Annotated in this window: 15 protein-coding genes; 10 read left to right on the top strand and 5 right to left on the bottom strand. The window is 48.2% G+C overall.

The features are described from left to right. Positions 1-21 precede the first annotated feature (21 nt). Both IC229_RS02985 and IC229_RS02980 read right to left on the bottom strand, forming a co-directional pair. The gene (locus tag IC229_RS02985; RefSeq protein WP_190885442.1) at positions 22-1035 is read right to left on the bottom strand and encodes a FecR family protein; all 1014 of its coding nucleotides are present in this window, start codon (positions 1033-1035) and stop codon (positions 22-24) included. A 57-nt stretch (positions 1036-1092) separates the two neighbouring features. Next, positions 1093-1797: an RNA polymerase sigma-70 factor gene (locus tag IC229_RS02980; RefSeq protein WP_190885441.1), complete on the bottom strand. Its 705-nt coding sequence runs from the start codon at positions 1795-1797 to the stop codon at positions 1093-1095. Between the two features lie 367 nt (positions 1798-2164). Here IC229_RS02980 and IC229_RS02975 point away from each other — a divergent pair, with 367 nt between their 5' ends. Further along, positions 2165-3349, top strand: a complete 1185-nt coding sequence (locus IC229_RS02975; RefSeq protein ID WP_190885440.1) for a hypothetical protein — start codon at positions 2165-2167, stop codon at positions 3347-3349. A 39-nt stretch (positions 3350-3388) separates the two neighbouring features. Continuing rightward, positions 3389-3928 (top strand): hypothetical protein, encoded by a 540-nt coding sequence (locus tag IC229_RS02970; protein WP_190885439.1) that lies wholly within the window; start codon positions 3389-3391, stop codon positions 3926-3928. Between the two features lie 139 nt (positions 3929-4067). On the opposite strand, the gene IC229_RS02965 is transcribed toward IC229_RS02970, so the two are convergent. Further along, entirely contained in the window at positions 4068-5762 is a 1695-nt protein-coding gene (locus tag IC229_RS02965; protein ID WP_190885438.1) for an IPT/TIG domain-containing protein, read from the bottom strand. Between the two features lie 46 nt (positions 5763-5808). After that, a complete protein-coding gene (locus IC229_RS02960) occupies positions 5809-8706 on the bottom strand; it encodes a TonB-dependent receptor (RefSeq protein ID WP_190885437.1) in 2898 nt (965 codons plus the stop codon). 438 nt (positions 8707-9144) lie between these two features. Between IC229_RS02960 and IC229_RS02955 the strand changes: the two genes are divergently transcribed. Further along, on the top strand, positions 9145-9936 hold the full coding sequence (locus IC229_RS02955) for a UDP-2,3-diacylglucosamine diphosphatase (RefSeq protein WP_190885436.1): 792 nt from the start codon (positions 9145-9147) through the stop codon (positions 9934-9936). A gap of 10 nt (positions 9937-9946) precedes the next feature. Then, positions 9947-11083, top strand: coding sequence for a glycosyltransferase family protein (locus IC229_RS02950; protein WP_190885435.1), 1137 nt, complete (start codon positions 9947-9949; stop codon positions 11081-11083). A gap of 97 nt (positions 11084-11180) precedes the next feature. Here IC229_RS02950 and IC229_RS02945 read toward each other — a convergent pair whose 3' ends face one another. Then, positions 11181-12197, bottom strand: a complete 1017-nt coding sequence (locus IC229_RS02945) for a GntR family transcriptional regulator (RefSeq protein ID WP_190885434.1) — start codon at positions 12195-12197, stop codon at positions 11181-11183. A gap of 263 nt (positions 12198-12460) precedes the next feature. Here IC229_RS02945 and IC229_RS02940 point away from each other — a divergent pair, with 263 nt between their 5' ends. The 6 genes from IC229_RS02940 to IC229_RS02915 all read left to right on the top strand — a co-directional run bounded on the left by IC229_RS02940 (position 12461) and on the right by IC229_RS02915 (position 25019). After that, a complete protein-coding gene (locus tag IC229_RS02940; protein WP_190885433.1) occupies positions 12461-15649 on the top strand; it encodes a SusC/RagA family TonB-linked outer membrane protein in 3189 nt (1062 codons plus the stop codon). 12 nt (positions 15650-15661) lie between these two features. Further along, the gene (locus tag IC229_RS02935) at positions 15662-17158 is read left to right on the top strand and encodes a RagB/SusD family nutrient uptake outer membrane protein (RefSeq protein WP_190885432.1); all 1497 of its coding nucleotides are present in this window, start codon (positions 15662-15664) and stop codon (positions 17156-17158) included. Positions 17159-17279: 121 nt separating this feature from the next. Then, a complete protein-coding gene (locus IC229_RS02930; RefSeq protein ID WP_190885431.1) occupies positions 17280-19637 on the top strand; it encodes a DUF1549 domain-containing protein in 2358 nt (785 codons plus the stop codon). A gap of 62 nt (positions 19638-19699) precedes the next feature. Further along, on the top strand, positions 19700-21130 hold the full coding sequence (locus tag IC229_RS02925) for a DUF1501 domain-containing protein (RefSeq protein ID WP_190885430.1): 1431 nt from the start codon (positions 19700-19702) through the stop codon (positions 21128-21130). A gap of 153 nt (positions 21131-21283) precedes the next feature. Continuing rightward, positions 21284-23560: a PSD1 and planctomycete cytochrome C domain-containing protein gene (locus IC229_RS02920; protein ID WP_223833833.1), complete on the top strand. Its 2277-nt coding sequence runs from the start codon at positions 21284-21286 to the stop codon at positions 23558-23560. A gap of 4 nt (positions 23561-23564) precedes the next feature. Next, positions 23565-25019 carry a DUF1501 domain-containing protein gene (locus tag IC229_RS02915; protein WP_190885428.1) on the top strand — a complete coding sequence of 485 codons (1455 nt, stop codon included), beginning with the start codon at positions 23565-23567 and terminating at the stop codon, positions 25017-25019. Positions 25020-25159: the final 140 nt, after the last annotated feature.

The raw sequence follows: 25159 nt of genomic DNA, 5'->3' as shown, positions 1-25159 counted from the left end.
AGCAATTGAGGAAATCGGTTGTTATTCTTTTTCTTTTAAAATCACGCTATTAGCTTGTCTGACCACACTCAGGTCGAAAAGCTCCGATACGGTTTGCAATAATTCATCCACACTGGTAGCCTGTAAAGATCCAACCAGCGTTCGTCGGGCCAGCGTGGGCGAGGCTATTTCTACGCGCAAACCATACGTATCGGTCACGAGCTGGCCGAAATCAGTCAATGTCATGTGATCGAAAATAAACCGATGGTCTTTCCAGGCCAGATACGGCTGCGTCCAGACATGGTGACGTAATTGCGGATGGCTGTGGCGATTCATGGTTACTACGTCACCGGGTTTCAGCATGAGTTGCTGACGGGTATTTCCCAGCGCATAATCCATCTGAATACTCCCTTTATGAAGCATGACATTGGCGCGATGGGTGCGGGCCGATACGTTAAATTCCGTTCCATGTACGATTACGTTAAATCCGTTGGGCGTCTGGACAATGAATTTCTGATCGTCGGCCCGGTGTTGCATCGCGAAAAAAGCTTCACCTGATAAGTCCACCTCACGCGAACGGATGCCGAATCCGAAGCGCGGAACACGTAGCGATGAATGTGCATTGAGTGTTACGGTACTTCCGTCTGTTAATCGAATGGTGCGGGTTTCACCGTAGGCAGTTTGATACGTCTGGTAGAAAAGCCTGCTGCGATTAAGCCAGCCGCCGAGTGCCAGCAATACAAACACGGCAGCAGCGGCCATCCATCCAAAATTCGCTCGTGATGCGGTTTCAATCGATATTTCAGTCACTTCGGCGGCTGGTTCCTGTACGCCCTCAACCGAGTGCGTTTTCATATGGTTTTCAAACCTGGCGAGCGGAGTTTCCAGTTCGGGCTGATAAATGGGCAGTTGATTTTCCCACTCAACCAGCCAGGCATAGTATCGCTCCTGATTCGCTTCATCTTTCAGCCATTCGTCAATCATCCGACACTGCAAGGGAGTCGTTTTATTAGCGAAATGAGCGAAAAGAAGTGCTTTATGGTCAGCAGGTGTCATAAACGTCGGGAGGTTCTTAGGTAGCGAAAAATTTAGCGGAGCGCACGTAGTGATACCTTAGAGGAGAGTTTCTGCCCAGTTTTGAAGCCACAACGTCAGCGGTACGATCAACCACTGATTTTTGAGTCCGTCGCGCAACGTAGCAAGCGCTTTGGCGATGTGAACTTCAATGGTACGTACCGATACGTCCATCTGGCTGGCAATTTCTTTCGCCCGTTTTCCTTCAAATCGATGGAGAATAAAGGCATTCCGACACTGGGGCGGCAGCGAAGCCACCAGCTCATCAATCTTGCCATACAGTTCGTTGTAACACGTAATGGATTCAGGGCCATCCGATTGAGCAACTACCTGATGACCAGCGGAATCCAACGGAGCTGATTTCCTGAATTCATTGGCCAGATAATTATAGGCACTATTGCGAACTGACCGGAATAAGTACGCCCGAAACGACCGATTTACGGACTTAAATGCCTGCGTATTCCAGAACGTATAAAAAACATCCGAAACGAGGTCTTCCGCGATTTCTTTGGAATACACAAACCGTACTGCGTGCGTACACATGGGCTTGTAGTACAACTGGAACAGCAGCTTACAGCCCGCTTGCGGATTTTCGTCGAAGGTTCGCCGGATAAACAGTTCATTATCAGGCAAATGACCATCGTCCCGATACCTACTGGCGACGGGTTGCTCCTGCTCTGAATAGGGCCTTATCGGTGGAGCAGCATCATTATCAGACTTGTTAACGGTAAAAGTAGCTTGCATAGATTAGGGCAGTAGCCACTCTGGGTTAAGGATTTAACAATAGACAAGGCTAAGGCAAAAACTACGTAGTCGAGACTGCGTTATTTTAAGAAAAAATTAGACAGAATTTGTTTCGTTATAAAGTCAATGAATCCTATCGTATTTATAGATTAAAAAATAGCAGTCTTTAATACGTTTGCGAGCAAAGGTAAATAAAGGAATTAAATATACTAGTACTATAGACAATCTATTCGATAAGCAATCATTTAGGTTGCGTCACTATATCCTGAACTTATTATCGATCAATCAACAGTTTAAGTTGTTTTACAATCATTGACTATACATTCATAGTTGCTATCTTGATAGACATTTTTCACTGCTTCTACCCATGCTACGACTTTTATTCAGCTTCTGCATTAGCTGGCTCCTGGTGCAGCCAGTCTCCGCTCAAACTACCCCCAAGCGATTAATGATTTATAACGGGTATCCGTCCAGCTTCAACCTGTCAGAAAATAACCGCGAGCTTTCAAAGGTAGCTGCTTCTATGGCTCAATATAATTACGTTGTGCTCGGAAGGGATCTGGAAAAAGCAGTCCATAAAGATCATGTTTTCACTCAAAATCTGATGACCAATGCTGCTACAAATTCAGTACGTTTCTATGGCTATATTGATCTAGGCGTCACACCACCGTTGCAAAACCACTCGACAGCCGAAATAGAAACCCGTATTTTGGAATGGAAAGCGATGGGTGTAGATGGTATATTCTTTGATGATGTTGAATATGATTATGGCGTGAGTCGGGCACGAATGAATGGCGCTATTCAATATGCTCATGCACAGTCGCTTTCGGTTGTTGTGAACGGCAATAAACCTGATGAAATTTTTGGACAGCAGATAAATCCCACGTATAATCCGACGGGAGCTGGTACGCCAATCGACAGCCGTGACGCTTATCTGTCCGAAAGTTTTCTGATTAGTTTAGGTTCATACACCAATCCCGGAGACTGGATACCCAAAGCTGCGCTGGTCGAGAGCTATCGTCAGCAACTTGGTTTTCGCATCTGGTCATGTACAACTAATAGTCTGGCGCAGGCCAATGCAACTGATACACAGGTAGCACCTTTGTTTGCCTATGCCTGGTACGGGGCGTGGCTATATGGCCACGAAGCCACTAGCTGGGGTGAATATGAATATTCGGCAACAGAACCGAATAATGGAGTTGCTCCGTTTCGTCCACGCCCCAATCCGAGTAATCCCGGAACAGCTTTCGTAGGGCCGGTACGTCAATCCGGTAATTTGTTAACCCGTTACACAAACACCGGACGCATTCAGATTGACATCTCGAATCATGTCGGCGCTTTTATCAATTGCACTAGTTTTGTAAGTACTGGCTCCGGAAACTGGCAAACGACCAGCCTTTGGTCATCCAGCCGTTTACCGCTGGCCTGCGACGTAGTGACTATTCAACCAGGGCATATTATTACGTTAACCGGCAATGCCGAAGCCGGTCAATTGTTGCTACGTGGTAATCTTAGGCCCTCGACGTATCGATTACAGTTCAGGATTTACTAAATTCAGTAGAGATTGTATGTTCTATAAATTGATCAAATCATGAATAACATTCGCTCTTTCCGTAGCTTTTTAACGTATGGCGTACTTGTGCTGATTATCCTTATAGTTTTATTTGAAACCATATCCTGGATTTATGCTTATGAGGCCAAGTTAGCAATCTTAAGCCGGTCTGGTGGTTTATTCGCTTACGCTGGTTTACTCATCAGAAATAGTTTGCTTCCTGAAATGGTTACGGTTTTCATTTTATCGTTACTAACGTATTACATGAGTCGTTGGTTGAAAATCGAACTGATTGATTCAACCTGGTCAACAATCGCTCGATATGAACTCAGTTTCTTACCCGTGATGCTTCTTGCTTTTGTAATTTTTAATCCTTTTACAGAATCGGTTCGCTATCTATTGACCGAATTTCCTGATTACTCATTTGCGAATTACTGGGATAAATACATCATTGGTACCTACTCATGGAAATTCTATTTTCGATACCTAGCTCCTGTTATGTTCATTGGGTATAGTACGCTTACTATTTCGCTCCTGGTAAATACGTTAACTGATAAAGGGCCAGCTGTATTAAGATAACATCTTGCATGAATGTGCATAAAAAAAGCCAGTGCAAAGCGCTGGCCTTTTCTTGCGACACCAATATTGAGATTAATTCTGTCTGCGATAGGGCCAATTCCTGACTACACCAGCACCCTACCCGACACCGTTAGACCGATTATTTATCGTAGTCAGTATTTTGTGGATCGAAGTTGGTCCAGCCTTCGAGCCAATTATCTGTGCCATTGAAAGCGCCCCGGTATGGAGCAGCCGTAAAGAACGTATCAGCAATTTTGCCACCTGTAATGGCGTTAGCAGCCACCAGCAATGGAGACGATGCCTGCGGACGCGGATTCGGGGCTGCCAGATTAAACGTAGCCGAATTCAGCAGCAGCGACGCCAGATCAGCCGAAGCGATAATCGTGTTCTTACGAGCAGCCGCGTTGAAGTACGCTGTAGCCTGATCGTTCGTGATGGCACCTGCTCCTCTCACTGCCGTTAGTGAATTGGCGATGGTCACGCCAGCTACTTCAAGACTTCCGTTTGTGGAATTTATATACGTACCAGTAGCTGTACCGTCTAAACGTAATCCTTCTGGCCAACCCACGAAAACCGAGTTGATGATGCTAATGGCCGTATTCCGACGCAGGTGCATGGCCGACTGATACGGACCGCTACCACCCGAGCTGGCTGTAGACGCATTGCTAGGAGCGCCATCCGTCAGGAAGCTACTTACGTTGGCGAAAGTTGGCTGGGTGAGAGGCAAGCCATTATTGGCTGACAAAGGTGTTCCGGCCGCATTTTCACCCGAGTTGAAGTTATCTGATTCGAAACCGTTCGAACTCGATTGGTCAGCTACTTTCGGGTCACGGATCGACAGCGCAAACTGTACTTTACCGGTGAAACCCCAGTCGGTATCGAAGTCATCATCAAATCCACGATAAGCCACCAGATATTTAGCATTTACCGTACCGCCGAACCATTCGTATGAATCATCACCGCTATAGGACACTTGTATGTGATCGATGGTCGTTCCCGAGCCAACGCCGTAGAGCGTCAATCCGTTGATTTCGCTGTTGGCTTCGCTCGTTAACGAAATACCACCAAACTCAATACGTACATATTTTAACGTACCGGAATTATCAGCTGCATCGGTGAAAGCACCTAATTGGCCACCGATACCACCTTCCGGAGCCTGGCTGGCAGGCCGGTTGTGAGGAGCTTTACCAATCAGAACAATACCACCCCAATCGCCATATTTACGCTGACCAGCGGCTTTGCTTGATGTAAAAATGATAGGTTGCTGGGCCGTTCCTACTGCTTCCAGTTTACCGCCCTGCTCTACGATTAACGTACCACCCCGCTTGGCTCCATCTGGATCATCATCGACAGTACCACCTTTAATTACCGTACCTGGATTGATGGTTAACGTAACACCGCTTTTCACGCGCACGAACCCTTTTATCAGATAAACACTTGTATTCGTCCAGGTTGTATTGACCGAAATCGAACCAACCACCGAAACCACTGGCTTGGCACTCACCGTAAACGCTGGCCCTTGTGCCGTAGAGCCATTGGCCGATACTGAAACAGGACTACCGGCATTCGCTGGAACCGTTACAACTAATTGTGTTGAGCTGGCCGAAACAACCGTAGCTGGTACGTTACCGAAGGCAACCGTGTTGCTGGCTGGCGTAGCATTGAAATTTGTACCCGTAATGACAATGGTTGTTCCAGCAGGTGCTGATGTTGGGCTGATGCCCGTAACGCTGAGTATTGGCGCAGGCGCTTCTTCGTTCTTACACGCTGCTATGAATCCAACAAATCCGACTCCTAGAATGAGCAGCAAAGCCCATCGTTTCATTTGACTCATAGACAACATTACTTTGGTTAGCATATGGTAATTGATTAGTAAGCAATTAAGGAATGATGGGCCGACGACCGAAGGTGTAAATACCACTCAGCGTTACGTACTGCCCACGACGGAAGCTCCGGAAAACCTGATCGGCACTGACGGTCTGTGAGGTAAGATCACTACCGATTTTACCATCGCCGTTGAAGTCCTGCGCGTAGCGGACGGCCTGATTCAGCAAGTCCTGCACCCCGAATCGAACTTCCAGCTTTTTATTAAATGTCTTGCTGATATTCAGATCGATAGCGTGCCGGGGCAATTCGTAAATGGTTGGGTTGTTACGTGTTCCCACCGCGAAAATGCGTGCTCCGTAAACGTTATACAGTACGTTAAATTGAACGCCCGATTTTGGTGCTTCGTAGTACAGACCGCCGTTTATCAGGTAGGGCGACTGGTTGGCAAGTGGTCGTTCTTTATCAGCCAGATTGGTCAGGTTTACATCCTGCGTATTGCCCGTAGCATCCGGTGCTTTCACCGACTCACCCAACGTAACACGGCTGTTGATGATCGACGCGTTGGCTACTACCTGTAAGTTCTGAAGGAAGACACTTCCCGACGACTGGAAACCTTTACGGATTTCCACTTCTACGCCGTAGTTCCGGGCCGAGGGAGCATTGATGAAGGTGTAGTTAAAGCCGTTACCCGTGGGCAGCAGGAATGTCTCGATCGGGTTTTTGAATTGCTTATAAAAACCCGTCACCGAAATCAGCTCGTTCTGTGTTGGGTAAAACTCCCATTTGGCGTCGATATTCTGAATACTTGCGGTTGTCAACTGCGTATTACCGATAACCACGGCCAGCATGTTGAAATCGAAATACTGGAACGGAGCCAACTCACGAAGTTCGGGGCGGTTTACAGTAGCCGAATAAGCTAGCCGCAGATTATGGCGATCATTTAGTTTATACGTTACGTTGACCGATGGCAGTGGGCTGAAAATCTGCCGATTAACCAGTTGCTGATCAACACCGCGTCGCTGTATCCGCAAGCCTTGTACGTTATATTCACCCCGAAAACCCAGCGTTACGTTGGTACGCGAACCAATATTCAAATCGCCACTGACGTAAGCGGCTCCGTAGGTGTTTTCGCCACGATATGAATCAAGATCCGACGTACCGTCCAGCAGCGAAAAACCACCCGGCTGGCCATTTACGTTAGCCAACGAGAAAATAGAATTGATAGGCTGCTGCGTTACGTTCGATGTTACGTCGCCAGTGCCTGTTACGTTCTGGTAACCATAGAAACGAGCGGCATAATCCCGGTTGCGGCTTTCGCCATAGATACCTGCACGAACACGATTGGGTTCGCGATCAGTTGGGTTGCCGAATGTGTGTTCATAGTTTCCGACCAGCGAAATCGTATGCTCGTTCAGTTTCGAATAGAAACGGCCCAGGTCGATTGGGTTGGGCGTCAGGGGCGTCACCAGCGTGTACACACCCGACGAACCACTATTCAGCGGTGCCTGGTAGCGCGCCCGTTTCCAGTCAGGCTCCCAACGACCCGAATAACCATAACCAGCTACCCAGTTCAGTTTCGTTAAATCGCTCAGTTTATGTTCGCCGGCAAGCTGCGTCGTACCGATGCTTCGGTTCTCGAATCGCTGTGAATAGCTCCGAATGTCGGCGTTAGAATCGAAATTCTGGCCCTGACGTACTACCGTCTCCTGATTGCCAAGCTGGTTGAAAAGCGTTTTCCACTCGAGTGTAAACGTCGGTGAGAAACGTAGCGACCAGTTGTGCAGAATACCCAACCGCGACTGACGAGCGTAGTTGGCATCCTTATAATTCTGGGCATAAACGTTGGCCGTAGCCCCGTTGTCATAAACGCTGAAGTCAATATCAGCAAACTGATTGGTCAGGCTGTAGTTGATGCTGGTGATGTTACTCACCTGAATAGCACCAATATCGAATCTCCGACCCGTGTTGAGCGCAAACCGAATATCGGGCGCTACCGTAGTTGGCACTAAACCCCAGGAGTTAGGCAACAGTTTTGCATAAGCGGCTCGTTGAGGAGCGCCTAATGCATTGAATTCACCTGAATTTTGAGCAAAACTAGTTGGTATGGTTTGGTTGGGCGACCATAAACCAAGAGCACTCAAACCACCTCGATCGTGCGTCTGCACCTGCTGGCCAGTAGTGCCGGGGCGATAGCCAAGGGTAAAACCAACGTCGAGAAAGTTACGGTCGGGACGGCGTTTGGTAAAGATTTTTACAACGCCACCAGCAAAATCACCCGGCATATCCGCTGAACCCGATTTGTAAACAATCATCCGATCGAGGATATTGCTCGGAATCAGGTCGAACGAGAAAGAGCGGGTTTCAACTTCCGTTGATGGTGCGATTACGTCGTTGATTAATACGGAGTTATAACGAGCGCCCAAGCCACGTACCAGTACGAAGCGGTTGTCCAGAATACTCACGCCCGGCACCCGACGGATGGCCGCTGCCGCATCGCGATCCTGCGATTTAACGATTTGCTGCGCCGAAATACCGACCGCAATCGGCTTCAATTGCTTAATTTCGGTGATAACGGCTATTTCAGTATTTGTTGATTTATTGGCCCGAACAACCACTTCCTGAAGCGACTTTCCTTCAGTTTCTAATTCTGTATCGATTACGGTCGTATTTCCCGATTCAACCCGAACATTCGCAATTTCTTTAGTCTTGTATGATACGTAGGAGATAACTACTTTCTGGGAACCAGCTGGTACGTTTGGGATGCTGAAATTTCCTTCGATGTCAGTGGTAACGCCTAGTTGTGTTCCGTCGATACGTACGGTGCAGCCGATGAGGGCTTCCTTTGTTTTTTCGTCGCGGATGGTTCCCCTAATGATGCCCGTTGTGTTGTCTCTGGCCTGAGTGAGCGTGCCGCAGAGGGCGAAAATGAGTAGTAATAAAATCCGATTCATGTGTATAGTTTTGGTATCGCTTTTTGCGTCGCAAAACTACCAGCCCAATATTACCTCAAGATTACCACAACGTTATGCTTGCGTTAGGCTTTCAGCATCCTGATTTTCCACCTGTTTAATTGTTACTAAACAATAGATTTCGTAGCATCTGATTCTCACAAAATCAATCTCCTGAACAATAAAGAACAGGTTAAAAACGAGCGTTTTTGTCATTCTGAGGAACGAAGAATCTTAATGTTTCCCAACCTATACGTTTGGGTGCTTTAAGATTCTTCGTTCCTCAGAATGACAAAACAACTATTGATGAAAAAGATGAACAAGTTTATTACAGGCCTTCATCGATACGTATTAACCCACCATCACCGATACGTAACCAGATATAGCAATAGATTAACTTTCTCGTAAAAATGAGTTAATACGTGGTCGGTAGATTTGCCTATGCAAGTCAGACCTCATTTCCGAACTATCGTTCTGTCCGATGTTCATCTGGGTACTACAGGGTCAAAAGCAAAGGAAGCCGCCGACTTTCTGAAGTCCTACTCCTGCCAGAAACTGATTCTCAATGGCGACATCATCGACGGCTGGCAACTGAAACAATACGGTACCTGGAAAAAGAAACATACGGCCTTTTTCAAAACCGTGCTCAAGCAGATTGTGCATTATGACACTAAAGTCATTTATCTGCGCGGTAACCACGACGATTTTCTAGACCAGGTTATGCCGCTACGTGTCGGCAAGAATTTTTCGATTCGAAAAGACTACGTATTAAAGAGCGGAGACAAACAGTATTACGTTACCCACGGCGACGTATTTGATTCCGTTACGTCGCAGATGAAGTGGCTGGCCTACATGGGTGACGTTGGATACACGTTTCTGCTCTGGCTCAACAAACTCTACAATCAGTATCGGGGCTGGCGCGGGCTTCCCTATTATTCACTCTCGCAGCAGATTAAACACCGTATCAAGTTGGCCGTCAACTACGTATCAGATTTTGAAACCAAACTAACCGAGCTAGCCCGCGCCCGCAACTGCGATGGTATCATTTGCGGACACATTCACCAACCAGCCATCCGCGACTTTAACGGAATCACCTATATGAATTCCGGCGATTGGGTCGAATCGCTCAGTGCGTTGGTCGAAGACCATGACGGAAACTGGAGCCTGCTGTATTACACAACCGATATGGCTGATATTATCTCAGACACAGTTCAGGAGATTTCTATTTCTTAACCATCTGTTTATGCGTGTTTTATTCATTGTTCAGGGCGAAGGTCGCGGGCATCTGACGCAGGCTATCTCATTAGCGCAAATTCTGCAAACGGCTGGACACGACGTAGTGGGTGCCTGGGTCAGTATTGCCGATGGACGCCCTATCGCTCCCTTTTTCATGGATCAGTTTACGGCACCCATCACGCCGGTAGAAGGGCCGGGATTGACGTACTGCAAAAAAACGAATGCACTGGATGCGGTTGAAACATGCCGCAAAGCGCTGAAAAATATAGGTCGTTACCGAAAAAGTCTTCGATTGATTCGAGATGCGATTCAGAAACAGCGACCCGACGTAGTGGTGAATTTCTTTGAGTTGCTCGGCGGACTGACTTACGCATTTCATCGCCCATCCGTTCCGATGGTTTGCATTGCGCACCAGTGTCTGGGCTTACATCCTGACTTTCCATTTCCCAAAGGCAAGGGGTTTGAACGACTGACGTTTAAGTGGTTAGTGAAAATGAACGCCTGGGGTGCGCAGGAGTTGCTCGGGCTTTCGTTCGATAAACAACCCGACGTACCGGAACAACGATTACGGGTAGTGCCCCCGTTGCTACGTCAGGAAGTCACTACGTTACAACCGACTAATGATTCTTATATTCTGGCGTACACGACCCAACCTGGCTTGCAAACAGAAGTCGTAAAAGCTCATCAGGAGCGTCCAGACGTAGCGATTCGGTATTTTCATGCGGGTGTAAACGTAGCAGAGAAGCCCATCGATGCTACGTTGACGTATTACCGAATTGATGGAAAACGTTACCTCGACGCCATGCAGCATTGTCAGGCCGTGGTAACAACCGCCGGTTTTGAGTCGGTTTGCGAAGCGTTGTATCTCGGAAAGCCAGTCCTGATGATTCCGCAGCCCAATCATTACGAACAAATGGGCAATGCGCTGGACGGGCAACGGGCTGGCGTCGGTGTAGCTTCCGACTCCTTCAATTTGAACCAGTTGATGGATTTCCTGCCAACGTATGATGCACAGGTAAGCGAACGATTCCGGCAGTGGTATAATCAGGGACATTTTCTGTTCTTATCAGCACTAAACCGGGCCGCGAACTCGAATCGAACGACTGCTACGACGGGACAATACGGGGCGGTAAAACCGGCTTGAAATGGAATCTGATTAAACTTTTGCAGGCAGTTTTTTTGTCATTCTTCCTTCGTCAGAATGACAAAAAAACTGCCTGCAAAGGGCAAAAAACCTATTATCAGAGCGAGTGGCGAACAATTAGTTGAAACGGGTTTTCGATATGTTCAACACTGCCGTTTAAGATTTGTTGAGCCGCCGTTCGGCCCATCTGTGCAAAATCGGTCGACATGACCGTGATACCGTCCAGCAGGATTTCCTTGATAGCGGTATCATTGTAGGACAAAATCCCGACTTCCTTTCCGACAGTATAGCTTGTTTTCTTTATCTTCTTGATTAGCTCAACCAGATCCTCTTCCATCAGGTTGATGTAGGCTTGCTGCGGCTCAATTGATTCGTTCTGAATATCCTGAATGACTCTGGTTTGAAAGCCATGCTCGTAACAGAATTTATAAAATCCGTTCAGAATGGCTTTCGGATGATACGAGTATGAGGGAAATAGAATGCTAAGCGTGGCGTACTTTCTCAGCAGAGGCAGTGCTTCAGTAAGTGCCTGATAAAGGTCTTTTTCAAAATTCTGAAAAACAGCTGCATAGCTACCGGTTACGCCCTCCAGCAACTTATCCAGAATCACCAGTTTGTGTTTGGGCAGGCTATTGATGAGTTCGTCGGCCTTCTCGTCGCCATCGAAAAAATGCCCGATGATAACGTAGTGCGTATGATTATGCGCCTGCTTCAGAATCAAATCCCGAAACACGCGAAAATCATTGTTATAGATAAACAGATCAATCGCTACGTCTGGCCCTAACGTCTCGACAAATGAATCGTAAATTATCTTTTTGTGGGTGCTGAGTTTGTTGAACAGCAGAAAAATCTTCAGGTTTTTACCGGTAGGCGTGTAGTTTATATAAAATCCTTTTCCCTTAACGCCCCCAATAATTTCCTTCTCTTTCAGCAGTTCGTAGGCACGCTCAACGGTTCCTTTCGACACATCGAATTCGGCAACGATTTCATGGATCGACGGTAGCTTATTGCCCGGTAAAATATCCCGACTTTCGATACCCTCCACGACCGAATTATAAATCTGCTGGTACTTGGGCGTGTTCGAAAAGTCATTGATTTTAATGTGAGAGAGCATTACAAGTAACCGATTTAATACTTGATTTCATTCTATAACGTAGCACTTTACTAATCCTGATATCAGAATAACGTTAACACACAGCCCACAGGATAGAAAGCGCAGAAGTATCTATTTATATTGATTAAGATAAAAAAATCGGCCAAATAATCAAAAAGCTAGGTAAGTATAGGAAAGTTAACAACGCCAATCTGGTAATATTTGATTATCAGGTTGGCTTTTTTGTAGACAACCTGACTATCCTAACTCTTTATCAAGCTATAATGAACAAACTTTATCAATTAGCTACGCTAGGCGTATTGGCAGGTTGCCTAACTGGTTATGCTCAACAAACGGGAGCAAATCAGCATGTCACGGGTGGGCAACTGCTCGCCCGCTACGTTCCTCGGATGGAACAAATCAACGTTTCTGCTGCTCCGGCAGATATCACCGTATCAGGGCGAGTTACCGACGACAAGGGCGTTGTACTGCCGGGCGTTAGCGTCGTTATTAAAGGCTCCACGCAGGGAACCAATACCGACAGCAATGGAGGATTCAGAATAACGGTTGCGGATGGAAACACTATACTGGTTTTCAGTTTCGTAGGTTACGTAAAACAGGAAATAACAGTCGGAAATCAAACCAATCTTGCCGTTAGTCTGACTCCCGACGATCAGACATTGAGCGAAGTAGTAGTTGTAGGTTATGGTTCGCAACGTAAACAGGATATTACGTCGGCCGTATCGGTTATCAACATGCGTGATATTGGCGCTCAACCCGCCAACAACCCAAATCAGATTCTGCAAGGACGGGCACCGGGGGTTGTGGTAAAACAGAAAAGTGGTGCACCGGGTGGACTTTTTGAAGTACGCGTCCGGGGTATTGGTTCGCTGGGAGGTGGCAGTAATCCGCTCTACGTTGTCGATGGCTTTGTAGTTGGTACGTCGGTTGGGCAGAATTTAAATCCGAACGATATCGAGAACGTAACAGTACTAAAAGATGCGGCAGCCACGGCTATTTATGGAGCCAGAGGTTCTAACGGGGTTGTGCTGATAACCACCAGGCAGGCTAAGGAAGGCAAAGTTGCTATCAATCTGTCACTCGATTACGGAGTGCAGAATATACCGATGTCACGCCGGACGAAAGTATTGAACGGGGTCGAGTTTGCCCAGTTTAAGAAAGATATTTTCATGGACCAGATTCGGATCATTCAGGGACGTGAACCGCTGGAGAGCGAAGTGCCGATTGGCTACCGCTTCCCCGAGCAAACCAAAACCTCGACGGACTGGTACGACCTGATTATGAACAATAATGCGCCTTATTCTGACCTGAATTTGAGCGTTTCGTCGGGTACAGGTCCACTCAAAGCAATGCTTTCGGTCGGGTATTATAAGGAAGAGGGCACAATCAAGAAAACCAGTTATGACCGAATTTCAGTACGTTCTAATTTAGGTGGTCAGGTTAACAAGTTCATCAACGTTGGCTTAAACATCAATGGTACGTATACCCGCCAGAATCTGGCCAATACTGATGGACGTGGTGCGTTGGTTGGGGGTGCGCTGCTGATGGACCCCCGCGCTTCACCTTATAATTCAGATGGTTCGCTGGTTCCTTACATCAATGGGGTCGATGGGGTATTTGGTTTCCCCAACCCACTCTACATGCTCGAGAACATTTACCGGAAACGTAATATTTCCGATCTGCTGACCAATGCTTTCGTGGAAGTTTCATTTCTGCGGGACTTTAAATTCAGAACGTCGGCAAACGTAAAGCTCAATAACAATACGTACAAGGAATACGTACCGTCGACTATTGGACTAGCAGTGGCTTCAGGCTCAGCGGGTGCTCCCCCCCGGATTGCCACCGAAACCGATAACACTGAAGAGCTGACTAACTATTCGCTTGACCAGTTACTAACCTACAAGCCTCAGCTTGGAACGAACCACAGTTTCGACGTACTGCTGGGCTATACGGCTCAGCAGGAAAAAGTCCGTGGCTTCACTGGCACCGGTAATACGTTCCCCGACGACCTGGTTCCTTTCCTCGGCTCAGCGTCCATCCGGTCGTCTACGTCCTATGAGTACGGGTGGTCATTATTGGCTTTCATCGGCCGGGTCAATTACTCGTTCAAAGACCGGTATTTATTCTCGGCTTCTTACCGGCGAGAAGGCAGCTCGCGATTTGGGTCCAATAATAAATACGGCGATTTCCCGGCCGCATCAGTAGGCTGGCGTATCACGGAAGAATCGTTTATGCCCAAAACGTCGTGGCTTACCGATCTGAAACTTCGGGCGAGTTATGGCGTAACCGGAAATAATGATTTCTTAACGATTGGTAACTATCCCAGTCTCGCCTTCGTGAGCGCGAACAACTACATTCTGGGAAATTCCTTTGCAGCCGGTAAAGTCGTGAGTGCTTTCGCGAATCCGAACCTAAAATGGGAAAAGTCAAATCAACTTGATGTTGGTCTCGATGTTGGATTGCTTAATAATAAGTTGACATTCAACATTGAATATTACAATAAGTTAACCAACGACATGCTGCTGCCCGTTTCGATTCCATCGGTTTCGGGTTTCACTACGGCGCTGGATAACATCGGTAAAGTCAAAAACGAAGGCATTGAGATCGGGGGCGAATTCCGAACCAATTTTGGGCAGCTCAACTTCCGCACCAATGCTAATATCAGCTTCAACCGAAGCAAAATTCTGGCCATTAAAGGGCCCAACGACGCCTTGTATTATGGTAGTTTCTACGGTGGCTACAACGTGCAGAAAGTGGGTCGCCCGATCGGGATGATTTACGGTTACAAAAAACTGGGCATTTTCAATACGCAGGCCGAAATCGATGCTGCTCCCAAACAGGACGGCGTTATTCCGGGTGGGATGAAGTTTCTGGATGCCACGGGCGACGGAGTGATTTCCTACGATACGCAGGATATGGTCGAAATCGGCAACCCAAACCCTTCCTTCACCTGGGCGTGGACTTTCGCTGGAGACTATAAAAATTTCGATTTCAACGTAATGTTTCTTGGCGTGCAGGGCTTTGACGTCTATCGAACGATTGAGGCTTCGACCATGAACATGGACGGCGTGTTCAACGTACTGGACAAAGCAAAAGATCGCTGGCGGTCGGCTACTAATCAGGGATCAAACCCGACGGATGTACACGCGCAGGGCGGAACGAGCTATTTCAAATGGTCAAGGGAGAGCAGCGACCGCTACGTGTACGATGGCAGCTACACCTGGCTGAAAACCATAACAATTGGGTATAACTTTCCCAAATTCAAGTCTGTACTCAGCAACGCACGTATTTTCCTGACTGGTAACAACCTGTTTATTTTCACAAAATATCCGGGTAATAACCCTGACGCGGGTGTACGGAATGCAACTGCGAATTCAGTTGAGCTGAATAATGATGACGAGTCGTATCCGGTTCCGAGAACAGTGGCTGCTGGTATTAAACTTAACTTCTAATTGGCCCAGACAATGAAAAAAATAACGCTCTTATTTACCTTTTTTCTTTGCCTGACACAGTTTTCATGCAAAGAGGATATGCTGGTTACCACTGACCCTACGCGGATTGGTACCGACTTGTTCTATAAAAACGAAACCCAGTTTCAGCAAGCGCTCAATGGGGTTTATGGGCTTTTGCAGACGATAACGAACTCCGCCTACATTTTCCAGGAGTTCAACACCGATAATACAACGCTCGACTTCAACCCGCTCGACCGGGGCGGAGCCGCTGGCTGGGAAGCGTTTGAGTTCTCGACCGTCAACCAGGGTAACGGCGAAATTGCCAATATGTGGAACCTGTATTATTCAGCCATTTACAACGCCAACTATACGCTGGAAAAGATGGGTGGTAGTACGCTCGACGCGGCTACCAAAGCCCCCATCGAAGGGCAGTTGAAGTTTCTGCGCGCGTATTTTTATTTTCATCTGGTTCAGTATTTTGGTGACGTAATACTTGTTACGTCGACGTTGCAAAACCCGAACCAGGCGTTCGATCTGGTACGTTCTCCACAAGCTGATGTCTGGAAACAGATAGAAAAAGATCTGACAGAAGCTGTGGCTGCTTTACCCGCTACGTATCCAGCCGCTCAATTGGGCCGGGCTACGAAAGGCGCTGCGTTAGGATTGTTGGGCAAAGTGTATCTAACACAGAAAAAATACACTGAAGCCGTCACTACGTTGAAACAGGTCACCGGTTATTCGTTGAATGCGCTCTATGCCGACAACTTCAACCCAGCGAAGAAAAACGGCCCCGAATCCATTTTTGAAGTTCAGTATCAGGGTGGTAACGATTTGGGTGAGTGGAGCACATTCGCCTATACGTTTGCTCCCCGGCTTTCGGGCGCTGCCGTTACCGGATTTGCCAACACAACTCCCGGCGGACGTAACATTCCGACCAACGACATGATTGCGGCTTACGAAACGGGCGATTTACGCAAAGATGTTTCGCTGAAAACCAGTTACACGCTCAACGGTACGGTGGTGCCAATTCCCTACGTCATAAAGTTTACGTATCCGCACACCATTACCGGACGTACCGACAATAACTGGCCGGTACTTCGGTATGCCGACGTATTGCTAATGATGGCCGAAGCGATTAACGAGCAATCGGGACCAACCACAGAAGCCCTTGGTTATCTGAATCAGGTTCGCAAACGGGCTGGATTGAAAGATTTGGCTATAACTGATAAAGCTGCATTCAAAACAGCCGTTTTGCAGGAGCGTCGTGTTGAGTTAGCTTTCGAAAATCACCGCTGGTTCGACCTGAAACGTACCATGACACCGGCCGAACTGGCAACTTTCCTGAACGCGAAGGGAGCTAAAGAAAAGGCGAAACCAACAGTAGATCGGGGTGGTATTGCGTTTAACGCGCTGGACTACGTATACAGCGATTTCGAGGTCTTTTTCCCGGTTCCGGCACCTCAAATTCTGATCAATAACAAACTCACACAAAACGCCGGATACCAATAGAACTGATTAAAGAGATCTTAATCAGGCACTTTTCAGCACGGATCGATGTTCTTTAAACTTAGATTCGTGCTGAAAAATCATATGAAAGTAATACGTTTACTGATAACTAATTCTTTTCGTAGTGACAATCATTGCAGATTCCTTTTGGCTTTGGCAGTTTTTAGGCCGTTTACACCCGCTCTTTGTTCATTTTCCGGTTGGCTTACTATGCATCGCGCTGTTGCTGGAAGCCGCCGACTGGTACCGTAAATCGAATCAGTTTAGGGCGGGCGTTACAGCTATGCTCTGGATTGGTACCATCAGCGCCATCGTTGCGGTGGTACTTGGGTTAATTCTCAAAAATGGGGAAGATTACGAAGGCAGCACCGTTGCTATTCACCAGTGGTCAGGTTTAGCCACGATGGCGTTGGCGATTCTGACTGTACTGGCGTTACGTTCCCAACGTATTGCTCTGTATCGTGGCCTGCTCATCGTGACGGTGCTGGGCGTTACGTTGGCGGGGCATTATGGTGCTTTGCTTACTCATGGAGAAGATTACCTCTCAAGCGTATTACCAGGGAACAAACCGAAAAGCCCGGAGGGGGGCGAAACCAATTTTGCTTTTGCCAGCGTCAATACAAACCAGCCCCTAACCGACAAGCAGGTTCAGGATTTGAATCTGGAAGTTCGGGCCATTCTGGCGCATAACTGTTATAGCTGCCACAGCGCTTCCAAAACCAAAGGTGAACTCCGGCTCGATAAAAAAGAACTGATTATGAAAGGCGGAGAACACGGTGCGATTCTGAAGCCGGGCCACCCCGACGATAGCGAAATGATACGTCGCATCATGCTGCCCGCCGACGATAAGGAAGCCATGCCAACCAAAGGCAAACGGCTCACCGAGAAGGAAGTAGCCTTGCTTTCATTCTGGATAAAGGCGGGGGCTCCCTGGCCTAACGGCCCCGAAAAAAGTTTGTATCGCGTAGCCGATCTGGCTCCGCGTTTACCCGTTCTGCCGCCAGCTACGGTCGATATTACCAATCCAGTTGATCGACTGGTTAATGCGTATTTCCAGAAAAATAAAATCAATTGGAAGACGGTTGTCGACGACCGAACGTATCAGCGCCGGGTTTATCTGGACATTGTCGGTCTGCTGCCGACTCCCAAACAAATTGATGATTTTGTAGCTGACCAACGTCCTGATAAGCGCGAAACGCTGGTTAAAGGCCTGTTGAACCGGAACGAAGATTACGCCCAACACTGGCTTACGTTCTGGAACGACGCGCTACGTAACGACTATACCGGAACGGGCTATATTACCGGTGGCCGCTACGATATTACGAAATGGCTGTATGCCTCGCTGAAGAAGAATAAACCGTACAACTGGTTCGTCCGCGAGCTGATTAGCCCGAACAAAGAATCGGAAGGGTTTATCAAAGGCATTAAATGGCGGGGCACGATCAATTCGAGCCAACGTACTGAAATGCAGGCCGCTCAGAACGTAGCACAGGTAATGCTGGGCCTCAATCTCAAGTGCGCTTCCTGCCACGACAGTTTCATCAGCGACTGGAAACTGGATGATGCCTACGCCTTTGCCAACGTTTTTGCCGACACTACGTTAGAAATTCACCGTTGCGATAAACCGACGGGAAAAATGGCCGGTCGGCGGATTTTGTACAAAGAATTGGGGCAAATTAGTGTTGATGCGCCTACCGAAAACCGCCTTCGTGAGTTGGCTGATTTCCTGGTGCAACCGAAAGACGGCCGGCTGTATCGAACATTGGTGAACCGGGTCTGGGCGCAGTTGATGGGTCGTGGAATTGTGGAGCCGGTCGACGTAATGGACAACGAACCCTGGAGTCAGGATTTGCTCGATTGGCTGGCGTATGATTTCGTGCAGAACGGCTACGACATTAAAAAGCTAATTTACACGATCACTACGTCGAAAACGTATCAACTTCCCTCCGTAGGTATCAAAGATGCCGATTTGGTAACGGCTCCTACATATGTGTTCCAGGGTATGGTACGTCGGCGACTGACAGCCGAGCAATTTGCCGATGCCGTAAGTCTGGCGTTCAACCCAATTTATCAGGATACGTCGCTGGTGAAGATGTTACCACCTGCTATTCAAAAAGAGGTTCCGTTCTCGCGGGCTGCTTTAGTGAAAAACGATCGGTTCTTAACCGCGCTTGGACGCCCGAATCGAGAAACGGTAAGTACCAGCCGCACCTCTCAGGCCAATCTGCTACAGGCGCTCGAACTGACCAACGGTACTACGTTTAACGAAGCCCTGAAACGCGGTGCCGAAATCTGGAAAGCGAAATATCCGACGTCGGACGCGCTGGTGAAAGAGCTTTATCGAAAATCACTGGGCCGCAACCCACTGCCAAAAGAAATCGCCGTAGCGGAGAAAATCGTTGGTAAAAACCCGAGTGTAGAAGGCATACAGGATTTGGTCTGGGCAATGGCTATACACCCTGAGTTTCAATTGATTTACTAAGTATTGCGAATTTCCATCACAATTACGGACGGTCCGTGCTACGTTAAAAACATCGTAACGCTATGAATTATAAATGGAATCGGCGGGAATTTCTCCAGAAAACCAGCGCTGCTACGTTGGCGGCTTTAGCGGCTGGCGCTCCTGTTCCAAGTCTACTATCAAGCTGTACAAGTGGTAAGGCTGGTCAACGTGGAACCGCCGATACGGTCATTCTGCTCTGGATGGCCGGTGGTATGGCGCACACCGAAACTTTTGACCCCAAACGGTACACGCCCTTCGAAAAAGATATGGAGGGGAATCGGGTGCTCAGTACGTTCAAATCCATGCCGACCAAACTCGACGGCATCCACTTTTCAGAGGGGCTTCAGTCCATCGGCGACGTACTGGATCGGGGCACACTGATACGTTCCTACGTAGCGGCCGACATGGGATTTATTCTCCACTCACGCCATCAGTACCATTGGCACACCTGTTACGAGCCACCGCAGACTGTAGCCGCTCCGCACATGGGTTCGTGGATTGCGAAGGAACTAGGTCCGAAAAATCCGGTGATTCCGGCGTTCATCGATATTGGTCAGCGGTTTACGGTTGGCGAAGCGGAAGAGTTGAAGGCGTTCCATACGGCTGGTTTTCTGGGTAATGAGTTTGGCCCGTTCTTCATTCCCGATCCTAGTCAGGGACTAGAAAGTGTTCGACCGCCGATTGGCATGGATGCCCGCCGGTTCGAGCGACGTAATCAGCTTTACAATGAACTCATCAGCAACAGCCCCGTTGGTGAGTTTGGCAGCGATTACCAGAAAGAATCACTACGTCGGTCGATGGAGCAGGCGTATCGGCTTTTGAATTCTCCTGAAGCCAAGGCGTTTGATTTAAGTACGGAGCCCGCACATATTTACGAACGGTATAATACGGGTCGTTTTGGGCTAGGTTGTCTGCTGGCTCGCCGACTTACCCAACAAGGCGCGAGATTCATAAGCGTAACAACTGAGTATGAACCGTTTAAAGGATGGGATACGCACGAAAACGGGCATACACGGCTAGCTGATATGAAATGCCAGATTGACGGCCCAATCGCTCAGTTGGTATTAGATCTGGAAAAATCTGGCCATCTAGACCGAACGCTCATTGTTCTGGCCAGCGAGTTCAGCCGGGATATGATGGTCGAGGGGCGACCCGACGCCAAAGTGAAAGAGCAGGTAAAACAGCCCGAGATATTGTCTGATATGAAGTTCTACGGCATGCACCGGCACTTTACGGATGGCTGCTCGATGCTGATGTTCGGTGGAGGTATCAAAAAGGGCTTCGTATATGGCAAAACGGCCGATGAACGTCCCTGCAAAACCATCGAGAATCCGGTACGTATCGATGGTATTCACCAGACCATCTACCACGCGCTGGGCATGGCTCCAGATACACAGTATGAAGTAGAAAAACGTCCCTTTTATACTACACCCGACGGAAAAGGAAAAGCCGTCATGGATTTGCTGGCATGATGAAAAGTTATGACACAGAGATGCACGGAGACATCAACTGAGAATCTCTTTTAACCTCCGTGCATCTCTGTGTCACAATCAAAATTCTATATGTATAGAAGCATCCTAACTCTATTAATTGCCACAATTGTCTGGTACGGCCAATCCTGTACGATGCATTCGTCAAATCAGGCGGAGGAAGAGGCTTTGCCTGACAAAATCAGCTATAATTTCGATATCCGGCCTATTTTGTCAGATAAGTGCCTGGCGTGTCATGGACCAGATGCCAATAAACGTAAAGCTGGACTGCGACTCGATGATCCTGAAAGTGCATTTAAAATCCTGAAAGAGCATCCCGGAGCGCATGCACTAGTTGCCGGAAAACCTGAATTATCCGAAGTATTTCTCCGGATTTCGTCGCAGGATACGTCGGCGCTGATGCCGCCTGTTAATTCCGGTTTGAAACTCAACGCCCGCGAAATCAAGCTGATTGAGAAATGGATCAAGCAGGGCGCTACGTATGAAAAACACTGGGCATTTGTTGCGCCGAAGAAGCCTGAGCTACCCGAAATTGACAATGAGGATTGGCCACGTAACGAAATCGACTATTTCATTCTGGCGAAGCAGGAACAAAAAGGATTGTCGCCCAATGAAGAAGCGGATAAAGAACGTTTGCTGAGACGACTAAGCCTGGATCTGACCGGTTTACCGCCCAGTCTGGAGCTTATGGAGCAATTCATGGCCGATAAGAGCGACAATGCGTATGAAAAAGCGGTCGATCAGTTACTAAAAAATCCGGCGTATGGTGAAAAAATGGCCGTTCACTGGCTCGATCTGGCTCGTTATGCGGACTCGCATGGGTATCAGGATGATGGCTACCGCACGCAATGGCCCTGGCGCGACTGGGTGATTCATGCGTACAACACCAACATGCACTACAACGATTTCGTTACGTGGCAGTTAGCAGGTGATTTCCTGAAAAGTCCGAACGGCTGGAGCGGCCCTGGTACGGCATCGAAAGAACAAATGCTGGCAACCGGTTTCAACCGAAATCACAAAATTACCGAAGAAGGTGGAGTCATTCCTGAAGAGTACCGCATTGGGTACGTAACAGATCGGACGGATTTGTTCGGGAAAGGGTTGCTTGGTGTTACGATGGAATGTGCGCATTGTCATGATCACAAATACGACCCGTTCTCGCAGAAAGAATATTACCGGCTCTTCGCTTTCTTCAATAACGTAAAGGAAATCGGTATCGAATCGGTGATTGGTGGCCCTGATACGTATGCCAAAAAGCCGCTGATGGAAATCTGCGACGAAGACGTAAAGAATATTTTGTCGTTCGTCAACAAGCGGGATACCAACAAGTTAATCGTCTCGGTCATGACTGACCTTGACACTACACGAAAAACTTTCCTGCTGAAAAGAGGGGCTTACGATGCCCCCGGCGATGAAGTACAACCAGGTACCCCCAGTTCAATTCTGCCGTTTAACGAAAGCTATCCCAAGAACCGACTTGGGCTGACGAAGTGGATGTTCGACCCAAAAAATCCGCTGACAGCTCGCGTTTACGTCAATCAGTTGTGGCAGCAGTTTTTCGGAAAAGGAATCGTAAAAACCGCTGGTGATTTTGGCATGCAGGGCGAATTGCCAACACACCCCGAACTGCTGGACTGGCTGGCCGTCGATTTCAGGGAGCACGGCTGGGACATCAAGCGGTTAGTGAAGCAAATGGTTACGTCTGCCACGTATCGACAGTCGGCGGTTATCACACCCGAAAAACTACAGACCGATCCTGACAACAAGTACTTGGCTCGTGGCCCACGTTACCGAGTCGATGCTGAATTTGTACGTGATTTAGTCCTAAGCAGCAGCGGATTATTGAATCGGCAAATTGGAGGACCGAGCGTGAAGCCTTATCAGCCACCCGGATTGTGGGAAGGTGCTACGTCGGGACGCGGGCTGTTGTCGATGTACGTACAGGACCACGGGCCGAAGTTATATCGTCGGGGCATGTATACACTCATCAAACGTACCGTGCCGCCCCCGTCAATGGCTATTTTCGATGCCAGCAACCGTGACCTGTGCGAGGTAAGGCGGCTGAAAACCAATACGCCATTACAAGCCCTTATCATGCTTAACGACCCGACTGTATTGGAAGCGTCACGCGTACTGGCTGCCAAACTTTTAGAAGAAAAAACGGGTATCGACGATAAAATCAGCAAGGCTTTCCAGTTGATTGTAAGCCGTAAACCGAAAGAAAAGGAAGTTTCGGTGTTGAGTGCTTACTACGATAAAGAGTTGAAGGGGTTAGATAAATCGCGCGCCGAAAAAGCGCTGGCCGTTGGCGAGTATCCGATTCCGAAAAAAGTGGATAAGGTGCAACTGGCGGCCCTGATGCGCATTGTCTCGACCATTTATAATCTCGAAGAAACAATCACCAAGTCCTAACGCTATGGAAAAGGAAATCTTGGAACACGGACTGAATTTTAATCGGCGTCGCTTTCTTTCCCGCCTGAGTTTGGGGTTGGGCAGTGCAGCTTTAGGATCGTTGCTGATTCCCGATTTGTTTGGTGGCGGAAGTGCCGATGACGAAAGCTTTACGCCCGGTATGCCGCACTTTGCCCCCAAAGCCAAACGGGTTATCTACCTGTTTCAGAATGGAGCGCCCTCTCAACAGGAGCTGTTCGATTATAAGCCTAAACTGCGGGAGATGTGGGGCCAGGAAATTCCGCCATCCGTCCGGGGTACCCAGCGCCTGACCGGCATGACAGCTAACCAAAAAGAGTTTCCTTTGGTTGGCTCCTTCGTTGATTTCAAACAATATGGTCAATCAAGAGCCTGGGTAAGTGATTTGATGCCCTACACGGCGAAAGTGGTTGATGATCTGTGCATTGTGAAATCGATGTACACCGAAGCCATCAACCACGACCCAGCCCTGACATTTCTGCAAACGGGGTCGCAGCAGGGAAATCGCCCAAGCATGGGTTCCTGGTTGAGTTACGGCCTCGGAAACGAAAACAAAAACCTGCCCAATTTTACGGTGTTGTTGTCGCGGGGAATTGGGAATGGGCAGGGCGTATATTCCAAACTGTGGTCGAATGGGTTTCTGGATTCGATTCACCAGGGCGTTCAGTTCAGTAAGGGCGAAGACCCGGTGCTCTACCTCCGCGACCCCGAAGGCATGGACCGAAAAGCGCGCCGGGATATGCTCGACAATCTGGCGCAACTGAACGAAATGGGCTATCAGGAGTTCGGCGATCCGGAAATCATGGCCAAAGTGAAACAGTACGAAATGGCCTACCGGATGCAGACCGCCGTTCCCGAGGTCATGGATTTATCGAAAGAACCAGACGACATTATTAAGCTCTACGGCCCTGATTGTCTGGTGCCTGGTACGTTTGCAGCCAATTGCCTGCTGGCGCGTAAGCTATCCGAAAATGGCGTCCGGTTTGTACAACTTTATCACCAGGGCTGGGATCAGCACGGCAATCTACCTTTCGAAATTGCCAAGCAGGCAAAAGACGTGGATCAAGCGTCGGCGGCCTTAGTCACCGACCTCAAACAACGAGGTCTACTGGATGAAACGCTGGTGATTTGGGGGGGCGAGTTTGGACGTACCAGTTATACACAGGGCAAACTGACCAAAGAGAACTACGGTCGTGACCACCACCCTCGTTGCTTCACCATCTGGATGGCAGGTGGAGGCATTAAACCAGGTATCGTTTATGGTGAAACTGATGAGGTCGGTTACAACGTAGCAAGTAATCCTGTACACGTCCACGATTTCCAGGCAACCGTACTTCATCAACTTGGGCTTAATCACGAAAAGCTAATTTTCAAGCATCTAGGCCGCCGGTATCGACTAACAGACGTATCAGGAAAAGTGGTGCATGATATTATTGCTTAAGCATTAAAAGTGCTACGTAGTGAAATTACAGGAAAACGGCCCAAGAAAGGTGTTATTGTCATGCTGAGGTACGAATCATCTTAACGTATCACTATTCTCAAATCAGGAAGACATTAAGATGCTTCGTACCTCAGCATGAC

It is taken from the genome of Spirosoma profusum (assembly GCF_014699005.1).
Classification (GTDB): domain Bacteria; phylum Bacteroidota; class Bacteroidia; order Cytophagales; family Spirosomataceae; genus Spirosoma; species Spirosoma profusum.
Note: the sequence above shows the minus strand (reverse complement) of the source record. Positions and strands in the feature narration are given on the sequence as shown.

What these genes read in the sequence shown, in the direction of transcription:
- IC229_RS02985 (WP_190885442.1), bottom strand. Translation starts at nt 1,035, where the DNA reads ATGACACCTGCTGACCATAAAGCACTTCTTTTCGCTCATTTCGCTAAT.
- IC229_RS02980 (WP_190885441.1), bottom strand. Translation starts at nt 1,797, where the DNA reads ATGCAAGCTACTTTTACCGTTAACAAGTCTGATAATGATGCTGCTCCA.
- IC229_RS02975 (WP_190885440.1), top strand. Translation starts at nt 2,165, where the DNA reads ATGCTACGACTTTTATTCAGCTTCTGCATTAGCTGGCTCCTGGTGCAG.
- IC229_RS02970 (WP_190885439.1), top strand. Translation starts at nt 3,389, where the DNA reads ATGAATAACATTCGCTCTTTCCGTAGCTTTTTAACGTATGGCGTACTT.
- IC229_RS02965 (WP_190885438.1), bottom strand. Translation starts at nt 5,762, where the DNA reads ATGAGTCAAATGAAACGATGGGCTTTGCTGCTCATTCTAGGAGTCGGA.
- IC229_RS02960 (WP_190885437.1), bottom strand. Translation starts at nt 8,706, where the DNA reads ATGAATCGGATTTTATTACTACTCATTTTCGCCCTCTGCGGCACGCTC.
- IC229_RS02955 (WP_190885436.1), top strand. Translation starts at nt 9,145, where the DNA reads ATGCAAGTCAGACCTCATTTCCGAACTATCGTTCTGTCCGATGTTCAT.
- IC229_RS02950 (WP_190885435.1), top strand. Translation starts at nt 9,947, where the DNA reads ATGCGTGTTTTATTCATTGTTCAGGGCGAAGGTCGCGGGCATCTGACG.
- IC229_RS02945 (WP_190885434.1), bottom strand. Translation starts at nt 12,197, where the DNA reads ATGCTCTCTCACATTAAAATCAATGACTTTTCGAACACGCCCAAGTAC.
- IC229_RS02940 (WP_190885433.1), top strand. Translation starts at nt 12,461, where the DNA reads ATGAACAAACTTTATCAATTAGCTACGCTAGGCGTATTGGCAGGTTGC.
- IC229_RS02935 (WP_190885432.1), top strand. Translation starts at nt 15,662, where the DNA reads ATGAAAAAAATAACGCTCTTATTTACCTTTTTTCTTTGCCTGACACAG.
- IC229_RS02925 (WP_190885430.1), top strand. Translation starts at nt 19,700, where the DNA reads ATGAATTATAAATGGAATCGGCGGGAATTTCTCCAGAAAACCAGCGCT.
- IC229_RS02920 (WP_223833833.1), top strand. Translation starts at nt 21,284, where the DNA reads ATGCATTCGTCAAATCAGGCGGAGGAAGAGGCTTTGCCTGACAAAATC.
- IC229_RS02915 (WP_190885428.1), top strand. Translation starts at nt 23,565, where the DNA reads ATGGAAAAGGAAATCTTGGAACACGGACTGAATTTTAATCGGCGTCGC.